We start from the raw sequence: 16,649 nt of genomic DNA on the forward strand, positions 1-16,649 counted from the left end.
CCGGTACTCTGGATCCGGTAGGCGGGGCGGGCCGAGCGGTCGTCCGCCCCATTCGGCACCCTGCGCAGCGATGCCTCATCCTCCATTTCTCTTGCGGTGCATCATTGACTTTTATCATGGCCGCGTCATGACCACATGATGATGTCTTGGCATGAGTGCGGGGCGTGAAACGCGCCCCTGTTCGATCGGGAAGAATCCATGTCTCGTCTTTTGCGCGCCGTCCTCGTCCTCCTCGTGATCGGAGCCCTGGGGGCGGGCGGCTATTGGTATTGGCACCAGCGCCAGGCCGGCGTCCTGCCTGACGGAATCGCCGGCGCCAACGGCCGTCTCGAAGCCGATCAGGTCGACGTTTCGACCAAGATGGCGGGCCGCGTGGTCGAGATTCTGGTGCATGAGGGCGATTTCGTCTCGGCCGGGGAAACCGTCGCCCGCATGGACCGGGCGGAGATCGATGCCCAGGTCGCGGGCGCCCGCGCCCAAGTGACGCAGGCCGAAAAGGCCGTCGCCTCGGCGGAGGCGTCGGTCGCCCAGGCCGAGAGCCAGAAGGCGCTCGCCAAGCAGGAATACGACAGGGCGGAAGCCCTGCACCGGCGCGGCTTCCAGTCGGTCGAAGTGCTGGATCAGCGCCGCGCCCAGCTGGCGGCGGCGGATGCCGCTCTGGCGGCTGCCGAGGCCAATGTCGCCCAGGCGGAAGCCGCGATCGACACCGCCAAGGCGTCCCTCGACCGTCTGCTGACCCTGGCCGCCGATACCGAGCTGAAGGCGCCGCGCGCCGGCCGCGTCCAATACCGTCTGGCGGAGCCGGGCGAGGTGCTGGCGGCGGGTGCCCGTGTGGTCACCCTGCTCGACGTCGGCGCGGTCTATATGACGATCTATCTGCCGGCGTCGGAGGTCGGGCGCCTGGCGATCAGCAGCGAGGCGCGGCTGGTGCTCGACCCGGTGCCGGAATATGTGATTCCGGCCACCGTCTCCTTCGTCTCGGCCGATGCCCAGTTCACCCCCAACGCGGTCGAGACAAGGGACGAGCGCGACAAGCTGATGTTCAAGGTGAAGCTGCGCATCGCCCCCGACCTCCTCGAAGCCTATCAGGCCCAGGTGAAGACCGGCGTGCGCGGCATGGGCTATGTCCGCTATGGCGCCGATGCCGAATGGCCCGACGACCTGGCGGTGAGGCTGCCCCGGTGACCGAGCCCGTCGCCGTCCTCGAAGGGGTCGGCCATCGCTACGGCAGGACGGATGCGCTGGCGGATGTCGCCATCGCCATTCCCGGCGGCTGCATGGCGGGGCTGATCGGGCCGGACGGCGTCGGCAAGTCGACCTTGCTGGCGCTGGTCGCCGGCGTCCGGCGCATCCAGTCCGGATCGGTCACCGTGCTCGGCGGCGACATGGCGCGGCGCGGCCATCGCCGCCGTTCCCTGCCGCGCATCGCCTATATGCCCCAGGGCCTGGGCCGCAATCTCTATCCCAGCCTGTCGATCCACGAGAACCTGGATTTCTTCGCCCGCCTGTTCGGCCAGCCGGCGCCGGAACGCCGTGCGCGCATCGCCGAACTGGTGGCGGCCACGGGGCTGGCCCCCTTCGTCGATCGGCCGGCGGGCAAGCTGTCCGGCGGCATGAAGCAGAAGCTCTCGCTCTGCTGCGCCCTGATCCATGATCCCGACCTGCTGATCCTCGACGAGCCGACGACCGGCGTCGATCCCCTGTCGCGGCGCCAGTTCTGGGACCTGATCGACCGCATCCGCCATCGCCGTCCGGGCATGAGCACCCTGGTCGCCACCGCCTATATGGAGGAGGCGGAGCGCTTCGACTGGATCGCCGCCATGGACGACGGCCGCGTGCTCGATCACGGCCGCCCGGCCGACCTGCTGGCGCGGACCGGCGCCGCCAATCTGGAACAGGCCTTCATCCGCCTGCTGCCGGCGGAGAAATCGGACGGGGCCGGCGTCACCGTGCCGCCCAGGCCCGAGGACGGCGGCGAGATCGCCATCGAGGCCGAGGGCCTGACCTGCCGTTTCGGCGATTTCACGGCCGTCGATCACGTCTCCTTCCGGATCGAGCGGGGCGAGATCTTCGGCTTCCTCGGCTCCAACGGCTGCGGCAAGACCACCACCATGAAGATGCTGACCGGCCTTCTCGCCCCGACCGAGGGGGAGGCGAAGCTGTTCGGCCAGACCCTCGACGCCGGCGACATGACGACGCGGCGGCGCGTCGGCTATATGTCCCAGTCCTTCTCGCTCTACGGCGAGCTGACGGTGCGCCAGAACCTCGAACTCCACGCCCAGCTCTTTCACCTCGGCCGGGACGAGGGCAAGGCGGCAATCGCCCGGGTCATGGCCGACTTCGAGCTGGACCATGTGGCCGACAGCCTGCCGGACGACCTGCCGCTCGGCATCCGCCAGCGCCTGCAACTGGCGGCGGCGGTGCTGCACGGACCCGACATGCTGATCCTGGACGAGCCGACCTCCGGCGTCGATCCGGTGGCGCGCGACCAGTTCTGGCGCTTCCTGGTCGATCTCGCGCGCAACCGGGGCGTGACCATCTTCATCTCGACCCATTTCATGAACGAGGCGGAACGCTGCGACCGCATCTCGCTGATGCATGCGGGCAAGGTGCTGGCGGTCGGCAAGCCGGCCGAGCTTGCCGCCGCCAAGGGCGCCGCCCGGCTGGAGGAAGCCTTCATCGCCTATCTCGAGGCGGTGGCGGAGGCCGACACGGCCGAGGCGCCGGAGGCCCCCGCCGTCGACGGCGCGGGGCGCACGGGCGGGCGCGTCTTCTCCCGCCGGCGCTGGTGGGCCTATGCCCGGCGCGAGGCGATGGAGATCCTGCGCGATCCGATCCGTCTCGCCTTCGCGCTGCTGGCGCCCGTCCTTCTCATGGTCACCTTCGGCTACGGCATTTCCTTCGACGTCGACGATCTGCCCTATGCCGTCTACGACCAGGACCGGAGCCGCGAGAGCCGCGCCGTCCTCGAAGCCTTCGAGGGCAGCCAGTCCTTCGAATTCCAGCGCGCCCTGCAACGCCCGGGCGAGGTCGATGCGGGGCTTCGCGACGGCAGCCTGAAATTCGTCGTGGAGATCCCGCCCGGCTTCGGCCGCGACCTTCTGGACGGGCGCCGCCCCGAAGTCGCGGTCTGGATCGACGGCGCCATGCCGTTCCGGGCGGAGACGACGCGGTCCTACGTCAAGGCCGCGCTGGCCCAGCGCTTCGCAGAGATCGCCGCCGAGCAATCTGGAATGGAACAGGGCGGCACGCTTCAGGGCGATGCCTTCGGCGTGGTCAGCCGCTTTCGCTACAATCAATCGTTCAAGAGCGCGCCGGCCATCGTGCCCGGCGTCGTCATGCTGATGCTGGTGCTGATCCCGGCGATGATGACCGCGGTCGGCGTCGTCCGCGAGAAGGAGACCGGCTCCATCGCCAATTTCCGCTCGACCCCGGTCACGCGCTTCGAATTCCTGACCGGCAAGCAGGCGCCCTATGTCGCCATCGCGGTCTGTTCCTTCGCCATGATGGTGCTGCTCGCGATCTTCGTCTTCGAGGTGCCGGTGAAGGGCTCGCTGCCGGCGCTGGCGGCCGGCACCTTCGCCTATCTCTGCGCGACCACCGGCTTCGGCCTCGTGATCTCGTCCTTCACCAGGTCGCAGCTCGCGGCGATCTTCGCCACCGCCATCGTCTCGGTCATTCCGGCGGTGAATTTCTCCGGGCTCATGGTGCCGGTCTCATCGCTTTCCGGCGGCGGGCGCATCTTCGGGCTGACCTTTCCCGCCGGCTGGTATCAGCAGATCAGCGTCGGCACCTTCACCAAGTCGCTGGGTTTCGCCGAGCTTTGGCATAACCATGTGATGCTCTGCGTCTTCGTCGTGGTGTTCATCCTTCTCGCCATGCTGGCCCTCGACAAGCAGGAGAAGTAGATGAGGGCGAGGCTCGCGACCATCTTTCGCCTCGGCATCAAGGAACTGCGCTCGCTGCGGGCCGATCCGGTGATGCTGTTCCTGGTGCTCTACACCTTCACCATCGCCATCTATACGGTGGCGACCGGCTCGCGCTTCGACGTCCATGACGCCGCCGTCGCCGTCGTCGACGAGGACCGCTCGGCACTGTCGCGCGCCATCGCCGACGCCATCCGCCCGCCCCAGTTCAAGCCGCCGGTCGAGATCGCGGCCCATGAGATCGACGAGGCGATGGACAATGGCCGCTACGTCTTCGTCATCGACATCCCGCCGCGCTTCGAGGCCGACGTGCTGGCGGGCCGGCGTCCGGACCTTCAGATCAACGTCGATGCGACGGCGATGACCCAGGCCGGCAACGGCCTCGCCTATCTGCGCGGCGTGCTGTCCGACACGGTGGGCGATCGCCTGCGCCGCGACGGCCCGGCGCCCGACGATGCGGTCACGGTGATCACCAGGGCGCGCTTCAACCCCAACCTCGCGTCCGAATGGTTCACGCCGGTGATGCAGGTGATCAACAATATCACCATCCTGACCGTCATCCTGACCGGCGCCGCCTTCATCCGCGAGCGCGAGCACGGCACCATCGAACATCTGCTGGTGATGCCGGTGCGCCCGATCGACATCATGCTGTCCAAGATCTGGGCCAACGGCATGGTGATCGTGATCGCCTCGGTCCTGTCGCTGCTGATCGTGGTGCAGGGCGTGCTCGAGGTGCCGCTGGCCGGCTCCCTGTTGCTCTTCATCGCGACCACGATCCTCTATGAATTCGCCATCGCGACCATGGGGCTGCTGATCGCCACCTTCACCGCGTCGATGCCGCAGTTCGGCCTGCTGGCGCTGCCGATCCTGATCGTCATGAACCTGCTGTCCGGCAGTTCGACGCCGATGGAGAGCATGCCCGACTGGCTGAACTGGGGCATGCAGATCTCGCCCTCGGTCCATTTCGTCGCCGCCGTCCAGGCGATCCTCTATCGCGGCGCCGGGCTCGACGTGGTCTGGAAACCGCTCGTCATCCTGGCGGCGATCGGCGCCTTCTATTTCGCCGTTGCCGCCGCCCGCTTCCGGGCGACCCTGTCGACCCTGAGGGGCTGATGCCGAAGAAAGCCGACAGGTGCCATTTCCGGGGGCGACGGGCGGAGGAAAGCGATCGCTGATATCTTTGATGCGAGACACCGCGGCGAGACGACGATGAAACCCATTTGGATTGCGGCCTTCTGCCTGAGCGGCCTCGTTGCGGCGGCATTTGCCCTGCTCGCGTACGTGGCTTTTTCCGACGCTCTTTATCGGTGCCCAGGCATGCAGTGCAGCGACGCGATCAATTCTGGAGCGATCTTCGTTTTTTTGTCCTTGGTCGGCCTGATTGTTGCCGTCGTCAGTTACCGCTCCCTCTCGAAAATGAGAGGTTAGCCACCGTCAGCTTCATCCAGGCAAAGGGCCGGGATCTTTCGACGATGACGGCGCCTCTTCCGGATGAAGGTCCCGGCCTTCGCCGGGATGACGCGGGGGGAAAGAGAAGGGAGATCAGGCGAGAACGGCGGCGCGGGCCTGTTCGCGGCGTTGGGACAGGTGGTGCCAGGTCGCGGGGATGCCGAGGCTGGCCCAGGCGGCGACCACCAGCGCGCTCTTGGTCCATTCGTCGAACGGGCCCCAATACCATTGCAGCGCGACGACGGCATAGGCGACGAGCACGTGGAAGGCGTAGACCTGCAGCGAATGTTTGCCGAGGAAGGCGAAGAAGGGGAAGGCGAAGAAACGGCGCAGTCCGCTGCCCGCCATGGCCAGGACGCGCGGCACTTCGCGCGTGTCGGCATTGGCGATCAGATAGCCGACGCCATAGCCGAGCGCGGCGAAGTTCAGGACATAGACGAGGCTCAGATCCTCGCGCCGGAGCAGGCGATAGAAGCGATCGGCCAGATCGCCTTCGAGACCGATGCCATGGGCGATGCGGATGCCGGCGAAGACGGCGGCGAAGCCGAGCGCGATCAGGGCGAGGCCGAGGCGCTCGCGCCCGAAGATCCGCTGGAGGTCGAGACGGCCGGACTGGAAGGCGGCACCGGTCACGGCCCCGGTGACGAACAGCAGCTGCCAGCCGAGCGGATTGAAATAGGAGCGCAGCGCGGCGCCGGAATCGACCGACTGCACCGCGGCCTCCAGCCCCGCCACCACGGGCAGATGCAGGCCGACCTGTGCCGCCATCCACAGCGCCAGGCTGCCGGCGACGATGGTCGGGCCATGGCCGGCCGCGGTCCAACGCACGATGAAGGGCGCCGCGATCAGATAGATCATGTATTGCGGCAGGATATCGAGATAGGCGGGCTGATAGAGCAGGGCGGCGGCGATCCCCAGATGGTCCAGCGGCGCCGTGCCCAGAAGGCCGAGCTGCCAGCCCCAGATGCGGTCGCCGTCCGGCAGCACCAGGGCGGCGAGGATCACGGCGGCCAGGGTCAGCAGCAGCAGGCGATAGAGTTCGCCGACCCGCGTCCAGGCCTTGCTGGTCAGGGCCGCCGGCCCCTTGCGATCGAGGATCCGGCAATAGGTGAGACCGACCACGAGACCCGACAGGAAGACGAAGCCCTGGGCATCCTCGACGAAGGCGAGTTCGCCGTGATGCAGGTGCAGCATCATGGCGCCGCCCTGGAAGATCAGGTGGCTCGACATCATCATCACGAGGAAATAGCCCCGCAATCCGTCGATGACGGCGATTCTCTTGGCAGTGGCGGCCATGTCGGCGCTCGCGCTCCAAATTGTCACCAACCTGAAACGCGGGCCGGGGCCGCCGGTTCCCGACTATTTTGCGGGGGCGGCGTCTTCGTGGGGCAGGCGAAGCGCCCCGACGATCCCCGAAAGACACCAGCCCGCCAGCAGTTCGATCGCCGCTTGCGGTTCGAGCGCGCTGGCGCCGACCGCCGCGCCGAAGCCGGTGGCGTTCCCAAGCGCATCAAGCAGGGCGGCTTCCGCCGCCGTCGCCACCCGATAGCGGACGTCGAGGTCGAAGCGCCAGACCAGCAGGCGGACGGGAGCTTCGAGGGTGGGCGCCGCCGGGGCCTGGCCGGCCTGATGGGCGGCCCAGCCGTCCTGCACCGCATGTTCGACCGCGACCATGGAAAAGCCCGGCTGGAAGACGGGCACCAGGCCCTCCCATTGCCCGGGCGTCAGGGCGGCCAGTGTCTCCATCGCCACCGTGCCGCCGGGGGCGGCGTCGAAGGCAAGGCCCAGCGCCCATTCGAAACCGGCCATGTCGGCGCCGGCGAGCGCACCCTGGTCGCGCAGGTCGCCGGCCAGATGACGGCCGAGCCAGCGGATCGACGGCGTTCGCGACGGGTGCCGCGCGACATAGCCGCGCGCCGCCGCCGCGAATTCGGCGCTGCCCATCAGCGCCAGGGTGACGGGGAAATCGGCCGCCAGCACGTCGACCAGCCGGCCGCCATAGGCATGGCGATAGACGCCGGCCATGGTCGGGCGGGGCGCGCGGGCGGCATCGTCGATCATCTCTTCGATCACCGGGGCGCCGCCCAGCAGGTCGGCGGCGAAACGGCGTTGAAGCTCGCGCAACCCGCTCATTCGGCCGCCTCCGCCCGTGTCGCCAGGGCCGTCGCGGCATGGCGCCGGGCCACCGCCAGCTCGTCCAGCAGGTCCGCCAGGGGCGGGATATGGTCGTCGCGCTCGATCATGGTCGGCACCGCGCCGAAGCGGGCGATGGTCGCGGCATAGAGATCGAACACCTCGGCCGCGATCGGCGCGTCGTGGGTGTCGACGATGTAATCGCCCATGTGGCTGTGGCCGGCGAGATGGATCTGGCGGATGGCCGCCGCCGGCAGCGTGTCGATGAAATCGAGGGCGTCGAAACCATGGTTGAAGGCGCTGACATGGACGTTGTTCACGTCGAGCAGCAGCTCGCAGCCGCTTCTGGCCACGAGTTCGCGCAGGAACTGGGCTTCCGACAGGCCGGCATCGGCGAACCGGACGTAACTCGACACATTCTCGATCACCAGCGGGCGTTTCAGCCGGTCCTGGACCTGGCCGATGCGACCGGCGACATGGGCCAGCACCGGGTCGGTATAGGGCAGGGGCAGCAGGTCGTGCAGATTGGTGCCGTCGATCCCGGTCCAGCACAGATGGTCCGAGATCCAGCCGGGCTCCACCCGACGCGCCAGCGCGACCAGATCGTCGAGATAGGCATCGTCCAGGGGATCGGTGCCGCCGATCGACAGCGAGACCCCATGCATGACCATGGGATAGCGCGCGCGCAGCCGGTCGAGCCAGTCGAGCGGGCGGCCGCCGGCGACCATGTAATTCTCGGAAATGATCTCGAGCCAGTCGACGGCGACGCCGTCCCGGTCGAGGTCGCTGTAGTGATCGGTGCGCAGGCCGAGGCCGAAGCCGGAGATCATGCCGTTCTCCCGAAGATGGCGGAGGCGGCGGGCGCCGCCCCCGTCATGACGGATGCGATCAGCCGACGGTGCCGCCGGCCGTGGTGCAGGCCGCCTCGTCCGGGGTCACGATGAAACCCTGGCCCTTGCACTCGTTCAGGCCCTTGCAGGCGCTGCTGGCGGTCTTGCAGGCGCTCTGGCCCTTGCAGGCATTGACGCCCATGCAGTGCACGCCTTCCGACGCCGAAGCGGCGGTCGGGGCCAGCATCATGGCGCCGGCCGAGAAGAGAGTGGCAGCCGCCGCGGCGAGGGTGAAACCGGTCTTGCTCATGTCGTCCCCCTGGAAAATCCAGTCTGTGGTTGGGTAGGGAAGCCGGCACAGCGCCGCCTTCGAAAGGGTAGTTCGAAGGCCCGGCGGCGGAAGTTACACGAAATTTCAGCGGCGAATCCCGCATGGCGATGCGTGGCCGTGGCCAGGCCGGAAAAATCGCGCGGGAACGAAATGCCCGTGAGCCGCGTTCCTGAACCGGATACCGGCACCCAGCGTCGTGCCGTCGAGAAGGAACAAGAGATGGATTGGTATGCGGGCGCCGGGCGTCGGGTCGCCGTCATCGTCCCCTGCCTGAACGAGGAAGCGGCGATCGCCACCGTGGTGCGCGATTTTCGCACCGCGCTGCCCGGGGCCATGGTCTTTGTCTACGACAACATGTCGACCGACGGCACCATGCGCGCCGCCGCCGCCGCCGGCGCCGTGGTGCGCCAGGTCGGCCATCGCGGCAAGGGCAATGTCGTGCGGCGCATGTTCGCCGACGTCGACGCCGACGTCTATGTGATGGTCGACGGCGACGGCACCTATGACGCCGGCGCGGCGCCGGCCATGGTGCGCCGCCTGCTGGACGATCATCTCGACATGGTGGTCGGCACCCGCGTCGACGACGATCCCGAGGCCTATCGCCGGGGCCACCGCTTCGGCAACTGGATGCTGACGACCCTGGTCACCAGGCTGTTCGGGCGCACCTTCACCGACATGCTGACCGGCTATCGCGTCTTCTCGCGCCGATTCGCCAAGGCGTTTCCGGCCCTGTCGCGCGGGTTCGAGATCGAGACCGAGATCACGGTCCATACCCTGGAACTCCGCCTCGCCACGGCCGAGATGCCGACGCGCTATTCGTCCCGCGTCGAGGGCAGCACCTCGAAGCTGTCGACCTATCGCGACGGCTTGCGCATCCTGAAGCTGATCCTGCGCCTTCTGATGCTGGAAAAGCCGCTGGCCCTGTTCGGCGGGCTGGCCGGGGTGCTGGCGCTCGCCTCGATCGGCTTCTTCATTCCGGTGCTGATCGACTATCTGGCGACCGGCCTGGTGCCGCGCTTCCCGACCCTGATCGTCTCCGTCAGCCTGATGTCGCTGGCGCTGCTGGCGCTGATGACCGGCATCATCCAGGACAATGTCACCCGAGGGCGGCAGGAGATGAAGCGCCTGTTCTATCTCGCCGCCGGTGACCGGGCGGCGGACCGCGAACAGCGCGATGAGCGCGGCGGCGACAGCGACTGGCAGGGGGAATGGCGCCGCCAGGCCTGATGCTGCGGCAACACGAAGGCTGACGCCGGTCCATCGAACCCTTTAGGATGCGCCCCGCGAACTTTCAGGGTGCATTCTTTCAGGTAGGACCATGGCCGAACCCCTCGAACTGCTGGACGATCTTCTTGGCCGCGCGCGCCGCGCGGGCGCCGATGCGGCCGATGCGCTCTATTTCGAGGCGGTTTCCCTCGGTGTTTCCTGGCGCCTCGGCCGGCTGGAGGATCTGGAACGGTCCGAGACCCGCGATCTCGGGCTGCGGGTTTTCGTCGGTTCCTCGCCCGCCATCGTCTCGTCCAGCGAAATCGATTCGGGGGCTCTCGACCGCATGGTCGAACGCGCCATCGGCATGGCGCGGGTAGCTCCGCCCGATCCCTATGCCGGCCTCGCCGATTCCGCGCTCCTGGAAACCGCGCCGCCCGACCTCGACCTGCTCGATCCCGTCGAGCCCGATCCCCAGATCCTGTTCGACCGCGCCGCCGCCGCCGAGGCCGCGGCCATGGCCGTCGAGGGCGTGACAAATTCCGAAGGCGCGGGGGCGAGCTGGGGCACCAATCGCGTCGCCTTGGCGACCACCGGCGGCTTCGCCGGCGAATACACCAGTTCGATGCACGGTTTCTCGGTCTCGGTCCTGGCGGGCAGCGGCACCGCCATGGAACGCGATTACGACTATTGCGCCAATCGCCATGCCGAGGATCTGGAGGATGCGGCCACGGTCGGCAAGCGCGCGGGCGAGAAGACCGTGCGCCGCCTCAATCCCCGCAAGATGGGCACGGCCCAGGTGCCGGTGGTGTTCGATCCCCGCGTCTCCGCCTCCATGCTCGGCCATCTGGTCGGCGCCATCAACGGCGCCGCCATCGCGCGCGGCACGTCCTTCCTGAAGGATTTCCTGGGCAAGCCGGTGTTCGGGCCCGGCATCACCATCGTCGACGATCCGTTCCGCCGGCGCGGCCACCGCTCCCGCCCCTTCGACGGCGAAGGCGTGCGCTGCACGACCCGGAAGCTGATCGACCAGGGCATGCTGACCACCTGGCTGATGGACAGCGCCGCCGCCCGTCAGCTCGGCCTCGCCAGCACCGGCAGCGCCGCGCGCGGCACCTCGGGCCCGCCGGGCGCCGCCGCCGCCAACCTGCACATGGAGCCGGGTACCGTCTCGCCCAAGGATCTGATCGGCGACATCGAGCGCGGCTTCTACGTGACCGAGATGATCGGCTCCGGCGTCAACGGCATCACCGGCGACTACAGCCGGGGCGCGGCCGGCTTCTGGATCGAGAAGGGCGAGATCGTCTTCCCGGTCAGCGAGATGACCATCGCCGGCAATCTGAAGGACATGTTCCGCAACATGACCCCGGCCGACGACCTGGTGTTCCGCTTCGGCGCCAATGCCCCGACGCTCCGGGTCGACGGCATGACCGTTGCCGGCTCCAAGAAATCCGACACGTGACGGCGGACGATCTCGAACTCCTGACCGCGGCGGCGCGCGAGGCGGGCGACATCGCGCTCGATTTCCGGGCCAAGGGGTTCCGCACCTGGGAAAAGCCGGGCCACGGCCCGGTCACCGATGCCGATCTCGCCGTCGACGCCCATCTGAAGGAGATGCTGGGCCGGGCCCGGCCCGACTATGGCTGGCTGTCGGAAGAAACCACGGATAACCCGGCCCGTCTGGACGCCAAGCGGCTCTTCGTCGTCGATCCGATCGACGGCACCCGCGCTTTCGTCAAGGGCCGGCCGCTGTTCGCCGTCTCGATCGCGGTGGTGGAGGACGGGCGTCCGATCTACGGCGTCGTCTTCAACCCGGCGCTGGGCGAACTCTATGCCGCCATCCGCGACGGCGGCGCCCGTCTCAACGGCGATGCGATCCGGGTCAGCCCCCGGGGCCTGCTGCCGGGGGCGCGGCTGATCGGTGCCGCCGACATGTTCCGCTCGAAATTCTGGCCGACGCCCTGGCCGGAGATCGAGGTCTCCCCCTCCAACTCGATCGCCTATGCACTCTGCCAGGTGGCGAGCGGGGCCAAGGACGGTTCCGTCAGCCTGACCGGCAAGAGCGACTGGGACATCGCCGCCGCCGATCTCATCGTCAGGGAGGCGGGCGGCATCGCCAGCACCCACATGGGCGAACCCTTCCTCTTCAACCGTCCCTCGACCCGCCACCGCAACGTCATTTCGGCCGGCCCCGAACTCCACGCCCGCCTCATCGAGAAGCTGGAGGAATTCCGCCCGCCGGAAGACGTCGCGAAACAGCTCATGGGCTGATTTTTTTCGCGCCGCTTGTCACAAGCCGGGCGCTGCCGTCGTCATCTCTTTGGAAAGGAGACAGATATGACGGCAGATCTTCATCAGGGGCGTCATCCTCATCAGGGGCGTCATCGTCATCAGGGGGGTCTCTGGCGCGGCGCGGGCCTCGTCCTCGGGCTCGGCTTCATCGCCAACGGCCTCTTCATGTTCGCGGATCCCTATGGCTGGTATCTCGATGTACCGGGCGTCGTGGACACCGGGCCGCCCAACCGCCATTTCATCGGCGATATCGGCGGGGCCTATCTGGCGACCGGGGCGGGGCTGCTGGCCGGGCTTCGCTTTCGGGCGCTGCTGCCGGGGGCCGCTTTGGTTGCCGCCCTGTTCCATGGCCTGCATGCCGTGGTGCACGGGCTGGATGCGGCGGCGGGGCGCTGCTCGCCCCGGCAATTGATGCTGGATCCCTGGGCCGTCGGCCTGCCGGCCCTGGTGCTGGCCGGTTTCGCGGTCGCGATCCTGCGGGGGAGGGCGTGATGCTGGATTGGTACTATCGCCGCCAGATCGACAAGGGCGAGGCCCGCCTCGGCCAGTCGGCCGAATGGCTGCGCGACGTGCTGGCCAGCAGCCGCGCCGGCTTCCGCAAGTTCGGCATGTTCATGATGCTGGCCAATCACCGGGCCCATGCCCCGGCCGATCTCTGGCACCTTTGCCGCGTCGCCGCCGACATGGTGGAGGATTGCGGTCCCTGCACCCAGATCGCCGTCGACATGGCCTTGCAGGGCGGCGTGCCGGCGTCGGTGTTGCGCGCCGCCGTCGACGGCAGGCTGCAGGACCTGTCGCCGCGCCAGGCGCTCGCCTTTCGCTTCGCCCGCGCCGTCGCCGCCAATACGCCGGAGGCGGAGGACCTGCGCGCGGCGCTCGAAGCGGAAATCGGCAAGCCGGCCATGGCCGATCTCGCCATCGCCATCGCGACCGCAAGGGTGTTTCCGGCGATGAAGCGGGCACTCGGCCACGCCCTGTCGTGCAGCCGGGTCGAGGTGCGCACGCCATGAGCGGGCGGGCGGGGCTGGCGGACCTGATGGCGGCGCGGCCCCGCCTGCTGCGCCTCGCCTATCGCCTGACCGGGGTGATGGCCGAGGCGGAGGACCTGGTGCAGGAGATGATGCTGCGCTTTCACCGGGCCGAGGCGGCGGAGGTCCGCGAGCCGGCGGCCTGGGCGACGACGGTGGTGACGCGGCTCGCCCTCGATCACCTGCGACGGCGGCGGCGCGAAGCCTATGTCGGCTCCTGGCTGCCCGGCCCGGTCGCGGACGATCCGGGCGACGAGGGCAGGGCGGCGCAACGCGCCGAATTGGCGGACGACCTGTCGCTCGCCTTTCTCATGGTGCTGGACCGGCTGTCGCCCGGCGAGCGGGCGGCCTTCCTGCTGCACGACGCCTTCGGCCACGATCATGCGGCGATCGCCGCGATCCTCGGCAAGAGCGAGGCGGCGGTGCGCCAGCTCGTCAGCCGGGGGCGGGCGCGGATGCGCGCGGAGCGGCCGGAAATCCATGTTCCCAAGGCGGCGCGCGACGCCGTCGCCGCGCGCTTCATCGCCGCCCTGGTGGCGATGGACGGCGCCGAACTGATGGCCACCATGGCCGAGGACGCGGTGCTGCATTCCGACGGCGGCGGCAAGCGCCGCGCCGCCCTCAACCCGATCCGCGGGGCGGACAGGGTGCTGCGCTTCTTCGTCGGAATCGCGCGCAAGAACGACATGGCCCTGCGCTTCGTGGCCATGCGCCTGAACGGCGCCCCCGGCCTCGTCGCCCTCAATGGCGACATGGTCTGGTTCGCCCTGGTGCCCGACGTGACGGGCGAGCGCGTGACCCGCATTCTCCTGATCTCCAACCCCGACAAGCTGGGCGGGGTGGAGGCCGCGCTCACTCCCGCCTGAGGAGCTTGTCGACGATCAGGTTGCCGACCATGCCGGCGTGGAAATCGGCGCGCAGCGCGACCGGGTCGTAGACCGTGTCGACCCAGGTCCAGAAATCGATGCCGGTCTCGTCCCGGGCCTCGATATAGGCTTCGAAGAAACGGTCCAAGACGCCGGTGCGGCCCTGCCTGATATGGCCGTATTTGAGCGCGAGCTGTTTCTGCGCTTCCTCGATCGGCCGGCCCTCGTGCAGGAAGAGATAGAGCGCCGAGGTGATGCCGGCCCGGTCGGCGCCCGACTTGCAGTGCATCAGGGCGGGATATTCGATCCGTTCGAACAGCGCCTTCAGGTCGCGCAGGCGCTCGGCGGACGGCGGCTCGCGCGAGGTCATGACGAAGTCGACCAGGGTGATGCCGGCGTCCGCCGCCGTCTTCTTCTCGAACAGATAGGTGGCGCAGTCGCGCGGGCCGCGCAGGTTCAGGATCGTCTTCACGCCCCGCCGGCCCAGCGCCCGGATCTGCCACGGATGGGGCTGGGCGCCGCGCCACATGGCGTCCGAGACCCGGCGCATGTTCCAGAACAGCAGGCGGAAGACGCCGTGGTCGACGAACAGCGCCTCGAACCAAGCGAGCGTGCGGCGCCAGGGCGTATCGGCCTCGGCGCGGGCGGCACGCAGGCTGTTCCCGATCTTCCGGGTTTGCTGTTTGAACACGTTCCATCCTCGCTGCGTCGCCGCCTGCATATAGCGGCGCGGGCCGCGCGGGGCAAGTCGACGCCGGTTTGTCCGCGGGAGAAGACGTGCTAGTTTCCGGCGCCGTAGAGACGGGTAGAGAGTTGACCACCACATCCGCACCGGCGACCCCGACGGCCGCCCAGAAACCCACCGTGATCCGCCGCCTGCTGCTGAGCGCGGTCCGGCCCCATGCCCGCCGCCTCGTCCTCGCCGGCATCATGATGGCCTTCGTCGCCGCGACCACGGCGGCGCTCGCCTATCTGCTCGATCCCGCGATCGACGACATCTTCGTCGCCAAGGATCCCGAGGCGCTGTGGATGGTGCCGCTGGCGGTCATCGTCACGGCGCTCATCAAATCGGTCGCGGATTACATCCAGAGCGTGCAGATGTCCTATGTCGGCCAGCGAATCGTGGCCGATACCCAGCTCCAGCTGTTCGACCGCTTCATGCGCGCCGATCTCGCCTGGATCCACGACATCCATTCGGGGCGCCTGATCTCAGCCTTCCTCTATGACGCCAATCTCCTGTCCGAGGCGGTGTCGAAGGGTGTCGTCGGCCTGCTGCGCGACGCGGCGACGGTGCTCATGCTGGTCGGCGTCATGTATTACCAGAACTGGCAATTGGCCATGGTCGCCTCCATCGGCTTCCCGGTCGCCGCCCTGGTCATGCGCCGCATGGGCAGGAAGACCCACAAGACCTCGACCAGGGCCCAGGCCGAGACCGGCACGCTCGCCTCCCTCCTGACGGAGCGTTTCGACGGCAATCGCCTGATCAAGGCCTACGGCCGCGAGGAAGACGAACTGGCGACCGTCACCGCCTCGGTCGAGCGCCGCCTCGGCCATCTGATGCGCGGCGTGCGCACCAAGGCGGCGACGGTGCCGATCAACGATGCCGTGGGTGCCGCCGCCATCGCCGCCGCCATCCTCTATGCAGGGCTCCAGGCCCAGACGGCGGAACTCAGTTTCGGCGGCTTCACCAGTTTCATCGCGGCCATGATCATGGCCTATCAGCCGCTGCGCAGCCTCTCGACCCTGAACAATACCTGGCAGGAAGGGCTGGCGGCGGCCGTCCGCGTCTTCGCCATGCTGGACGTCGAGCCCCGCGTGACCGACGCGCCGGACGCGGAGGAGATCACCGTCAGCCGGGGCGAGCTTCGCTTCGACGACGTGAAATTCGCCTATGGCGACGGCACCGAAGCCCTGAAGGGCGTTTCCTTCACCGTGCCGGCGGGCAAGACCGTGGCCCTGGTCGGGCCGTCGGGTGGCGGCAAGTCGACCACCATCAACCTGATCCCGCGCTTCTACGATCCGACCGGCGGCACCATCTCGATCGACGGCACGGAGATCCGCCGGGCGACGCTCGCCTCGCTCCGCCGCGCCATGGCGCTGGTCGCCCAGGAAGCCACTTTGTTCGACGATACGATCGCCGCCAACATCGGCTATGGCCGGCCCGGCGCCGGGCGCGACGAGATCGAGGCGGCGGCCCGTGCGGCGGCGGCCTATGACTTCATTGCCGCGCTGCCCAAGGGTTTCGACACGGTGGTCGGCGAATCGGGGGTCAAACTCTCGGGCGGGCAGCGCCAGCGCATCTGCATCGCCCGTGCCTTCCTGCGCGATGCCCCGATCCTGCTCCTGGACGAGGCGACCTCCGCCCTCGACACGGAATCGGAACGGGCGATCCAGGCCACCCTGCGCGGCCTGATGAAGGGACGTACCACCCTCGTCATCGCCCACCGTCTGTCCACCATCGTCGATGCCGACTGCATCCATGTGGTCGAAGGCGGCCGCATCGCGGAAAGCGGCACCCATGACGAGCTGATCGCGAAGGGCGGTCTCTATGCACGGCTCTATGCCCAGGCCGAGGCGGAATAGGACCA

The 16,649-nt window shown here is 68.5% G+C and carries 15 protein-coding genes; 10 read left to right on the forward strand and 5 right to left on the reverse strand.

Annotation, left to right across the window (positions count from 1 at the left end):
• Window positions 1-198 precede the first annotated feature (198 nt).
• The 3 genes from L2U69_RS00605 to L2U69_RS00615 are packed head-to-tail and all read left to right on the forward strand — an operon-like array spanning window position 199 to window position 5,039.
• Window positions 199-1,185 (forward strand): HlyD family secretion protein, encoded by a 987-nt coding sequence (locus tag L2U69_RS00605; protein WP_236104409.1) that lies wholly within the window; start codon window positions 199-201, stop codon window positions 1,183-1,185.
• A complete protein-coding gene (gene rbbA / locus L2U69_RS00610; RefSeq protein ID WP_236104410.1) occupies window positions 1,149-3,908 on the forward strand; it encodes a ribosome-associated ATPase/putative transporter RbbA in 2,760 nt (919 codons plus the stop codon). Before L2U69_RS00605 ends, rbbA begins: the two co-directional genes overlap by 37 nt.
• A complete protein-coding gene (locus L2U69_RS00615; RefSeq protein ID WP_236104411.1) occupies window positions 3,909-5,039 on the forward strand; it encodes an ABC transporter permease in 1,131 nt (376 codons plus the stop codon).
• Between the two features lie 429 nt (window positions 5,040-5,468).
• Here the strand turns inward: L2U69_RS00615 and opgC are convergent, their stop codons facing one another.
• The 4 genes from opgC to bufA2 form a co-directional block, all read right to left on the reverse strand.
• The gene (gene opgC / locus L2U69_RS00620) at window positions 5,469-6,671 is read right to left on the reverse strand and encodes an OpgC domain-containing protein (RefSeq protein WP_236104412.1); all 1,203 of its coding nucleotides are present in this window, start codon (window positions 6,669-6,671) and stop codon (window positions 5,469-5,471) included.
• Between the two features lie 63 nt (window positions 6,672-6,734).
• Complete coding sequence (locus L2U69_RS00625) at window positions 6,735-7,508, reverse strand: HvfC/BufC family peptide modification chaperone (RefSeq protein ID WP_236104413.1); 774 nt, start codon at window positions 7,506-7,508, stop codon at window positions 6,735-6,737.
• A complete protein-coding gene (bufB, locus tag L2U69_RS00630) occupies window positions 7,505-8,338 on the reverse strand; it encodes an MNIO family bufferin maturase (RefSeq protein WP_236104414.1) in 834 nt (277 codons plus the stop codon). Before bufB ends, L2U69_RS00625 begins: the two co-directional genes overlap by 4 nt.
• A 58-nt stretch (window positions 8,339-8,396) precedes the next feature.
• The gene (gene bufA2, locus L2U69_RS00635) at window positions 8,397-8,648 is read right to left on the reverse strand and encodes a BufA2 family periplasmic bufferin-type metallophore (protein ID WP_236104415.1); all 252 of its coding nucleotides are present in this window, start codon (window positions 8,646-8,648) and stop codon (window positions 8,397-8,399) included.
• 171 nt (window positions 8,649-8,819) lie between these two features.
• Here bufA2 and L2U69_RS00640 point away from each other — a divergent pair, with 171 nt between their 5' ends.
• The 6 genes from L2U69_RS00640 (at window position 8,820) to sigJ (ending at window position 14,061) form a co-directional block, all read left to right on the forward strand.
• On the forward strand, window positions 8,820-9,896 hold the full coding sequence (locus L2U69_RS00640; RefSeq protein ID WP_408065791.1) for a glycosyltransferase: 1,077 nt from the start codon (window positions 8,820-8,822) through the stop codon (window positions 9,894-9,896).
• Between the two features lie 91 nt (window positions 9,897-9,987).
• Window positions 9,988-11,337, forward strand: coding sequence for a TldD/PmbA family protein (locus L2U69_RS00645; protein ID WP_236104417.1), 1,350 nt, complete (start codon window positions 9,988-9,990; stop codon window positions 11,335-11,337).
• Window positions 11,334-12,146, forward strand: coding sequence for a 3'(2'),5'-bisphosphate nucleotidase CysQ (locus tag L2U69_RS00650; RefSeq protein ID WP_236104418.1), 813 nt, complete (start codon window positions 11,334-11,336; stop codon window positions 12,144-12,146). Before L2U69_RS00645 ends, L2U69_RS00650 begins: the two co-directional genes overlap by 4 nt.
• Window positions 12,147-12,212: 66 nt before the next feature.
• Window positions 12,213-12,659 carry a hypothetical protein gene (locus tag L2U69_RS00655; protein ID WP_236104419.1) on the forward strand — a complete coding sequence of 149 codons (447 nt, stop codon included), beginning with the start codon at window positions 12,213-12,215 and terminating at the stop codon, window positions 12,657-12,659.
• Window positions 12,659-13,177, forward strand: a complete 519-nt coding sequence (locus tag L2U69_RS00660) for a hypothetical protein (RefSeq protein ID WP_236104420.1) — start codon at window positions 12,659-12,661, stop codon at window positions 13,175-13,177. The genes L2U69_RS00655 and L2U69_RS00660 overlap by 1 nt, the downstream gene beginning before the upstream one ends.
• Complete coding sequence (gene sigJ / locus L2U69_RS00665) at window positions 13,174-14,061, forward strand: RNA polymerase sigma factor SigJ (protein ID WP_236104421.1); 888 nt, start codon at window positions 13,174-13,176, stop codon at window positions 14,059-14,061. The genes L2U69_RS00660 and sigJ overlap by 4 nt, the downstream gene beginning before the upstream one ends.
• Here sigJ and L2U69_RS00670 read toward each other — a convergent pair.
• Complete coding sequence (locus L2U69_RS00670; protein ID WP_236104422.1) at window positions 14,048-14,752, reverse strand: fused DSP-PTPase phosphatase/NAD kinase-like protein; 705 nt, start codon at window positions 14,750-14,752, stop codon at window positions 14,048-14,050. The genes sigJ and L2U69_RS00670 overlap by 14 nt on opposite strands.
• Before the next feature lie 122 nt (window positions 14,753-14,874).
• Here L2U69_RS00670 and L2U69_RS00675 point away from each other — a divergent pair, with 122 nt between their 5' ends.
• Window positions 14,875-16,644 carry an ABC transporter ATP-binding protein gene (locus L2U69_RS00675; protein WP_236104423.1) on the forward strand — a complete coding sequence of 590 codons (1,770 nt, stop codon included), beginning with the start codon at window positions 14,875-14,877 and terminating at the stop codon, window positions 16,642-16,644.
• The last annotated feature ends 5 nt before the right edge of the window (window positions 16,645-16,649 follow it).

This window comes from Zavarzinia marina, assembly GCF_021568905.1.
GTDB classification, from domain to species: Bacteria; Pseudomonadota; Alphaproteobacteria; order Zavarziniales; family Zavarziniaceae; genus Zavarzinia; species Zavarzinia marina.

Bases quoted from the DNA above. Each gene is read 5' to 3' on its own strand.
- L2U69_RS00605 (WP_236104409.1), top strand. From the start codon at position 199: ATGTCTCGTCTTTTGCGCGCCGTCCTCGTCCTCCTCGTGATCGGAGCC.
- rbbA (WP_236104410.1), top strand. From the start codon at position 1,149: ATGGCCCGACGACCTGGCGGTGAGGCTGCCCCGGTGACCGAGCCCGTC.
- L2U69_RS00615 (WP_236104411.1), top strand. From the start codon at position 3,909: ATGAGGGCGAGGCTCGCGACCATCTTTCGCCTCGGCATCAAGGAACTG.
- opgC (WP_236104412.1), bottom strand. From the start codon at position 6,671: ATGGCCGCCACTGCCAAGAGAATCGCCGTCATCGACGGATTGCGGGGC.
- L2U69_RS00625 (WP_236104413.1), bottom strand. From the start codon at position 7,508: ATGAGCGGGTTGCGCGAGCTTCAACGCCGTTTCGCCGCCGACCTGCTG.
- bufB (WP_236104414.1), bottom strand. From the start codon at position 8,338: ATGATCTCCGGCTTCGGCCTCGGCCTGCGCACCGATCACTACAGCGAC.
- bufA2 (WP_236104415.1), bottom strand. From the start codon at position 8,648: ATGAGCAAGACCGGTTTCACCCTCGCCGCGGCGGCTGCCACTCTCTTC.
- L2U69_RS00640 (WP_408065791.1), top strand. From the start codon at position 8,820: ATGCCCGTGAGCCGCGTTCCTGAACCGGATACCGGCACCCAGCGTCGT.
- L2U69_RS00645 (WP_236104417.1), top strand. From the start codon at position 9,988: ATGGCCGAACCCCTCGAACTGCTGGACGATCTTCTTGGCCGCGCGCGC.
- L2U69_RS00655 (WP_236104419.1), top strand. From the start codon at position 12,213: ATGACGGCAGATCTTCATCAGGGGCGTCATCCTCATCAGGGGCGTCAT.
- L2U69_RS00660 (WP_236104420.1), top strand. From the start codon at position 12,659: ATGCTGGATTGGTACTATCGCCGCCAGATCGACAAGGGCGAGGCCCGC.
- sigJ (WP_236104421.1), top strand. From the start codon at position 13,174: ATGAGCGGGCGGGCGGGGCTGGCGGACCTGATGGCGGCGCGGCCCCGC.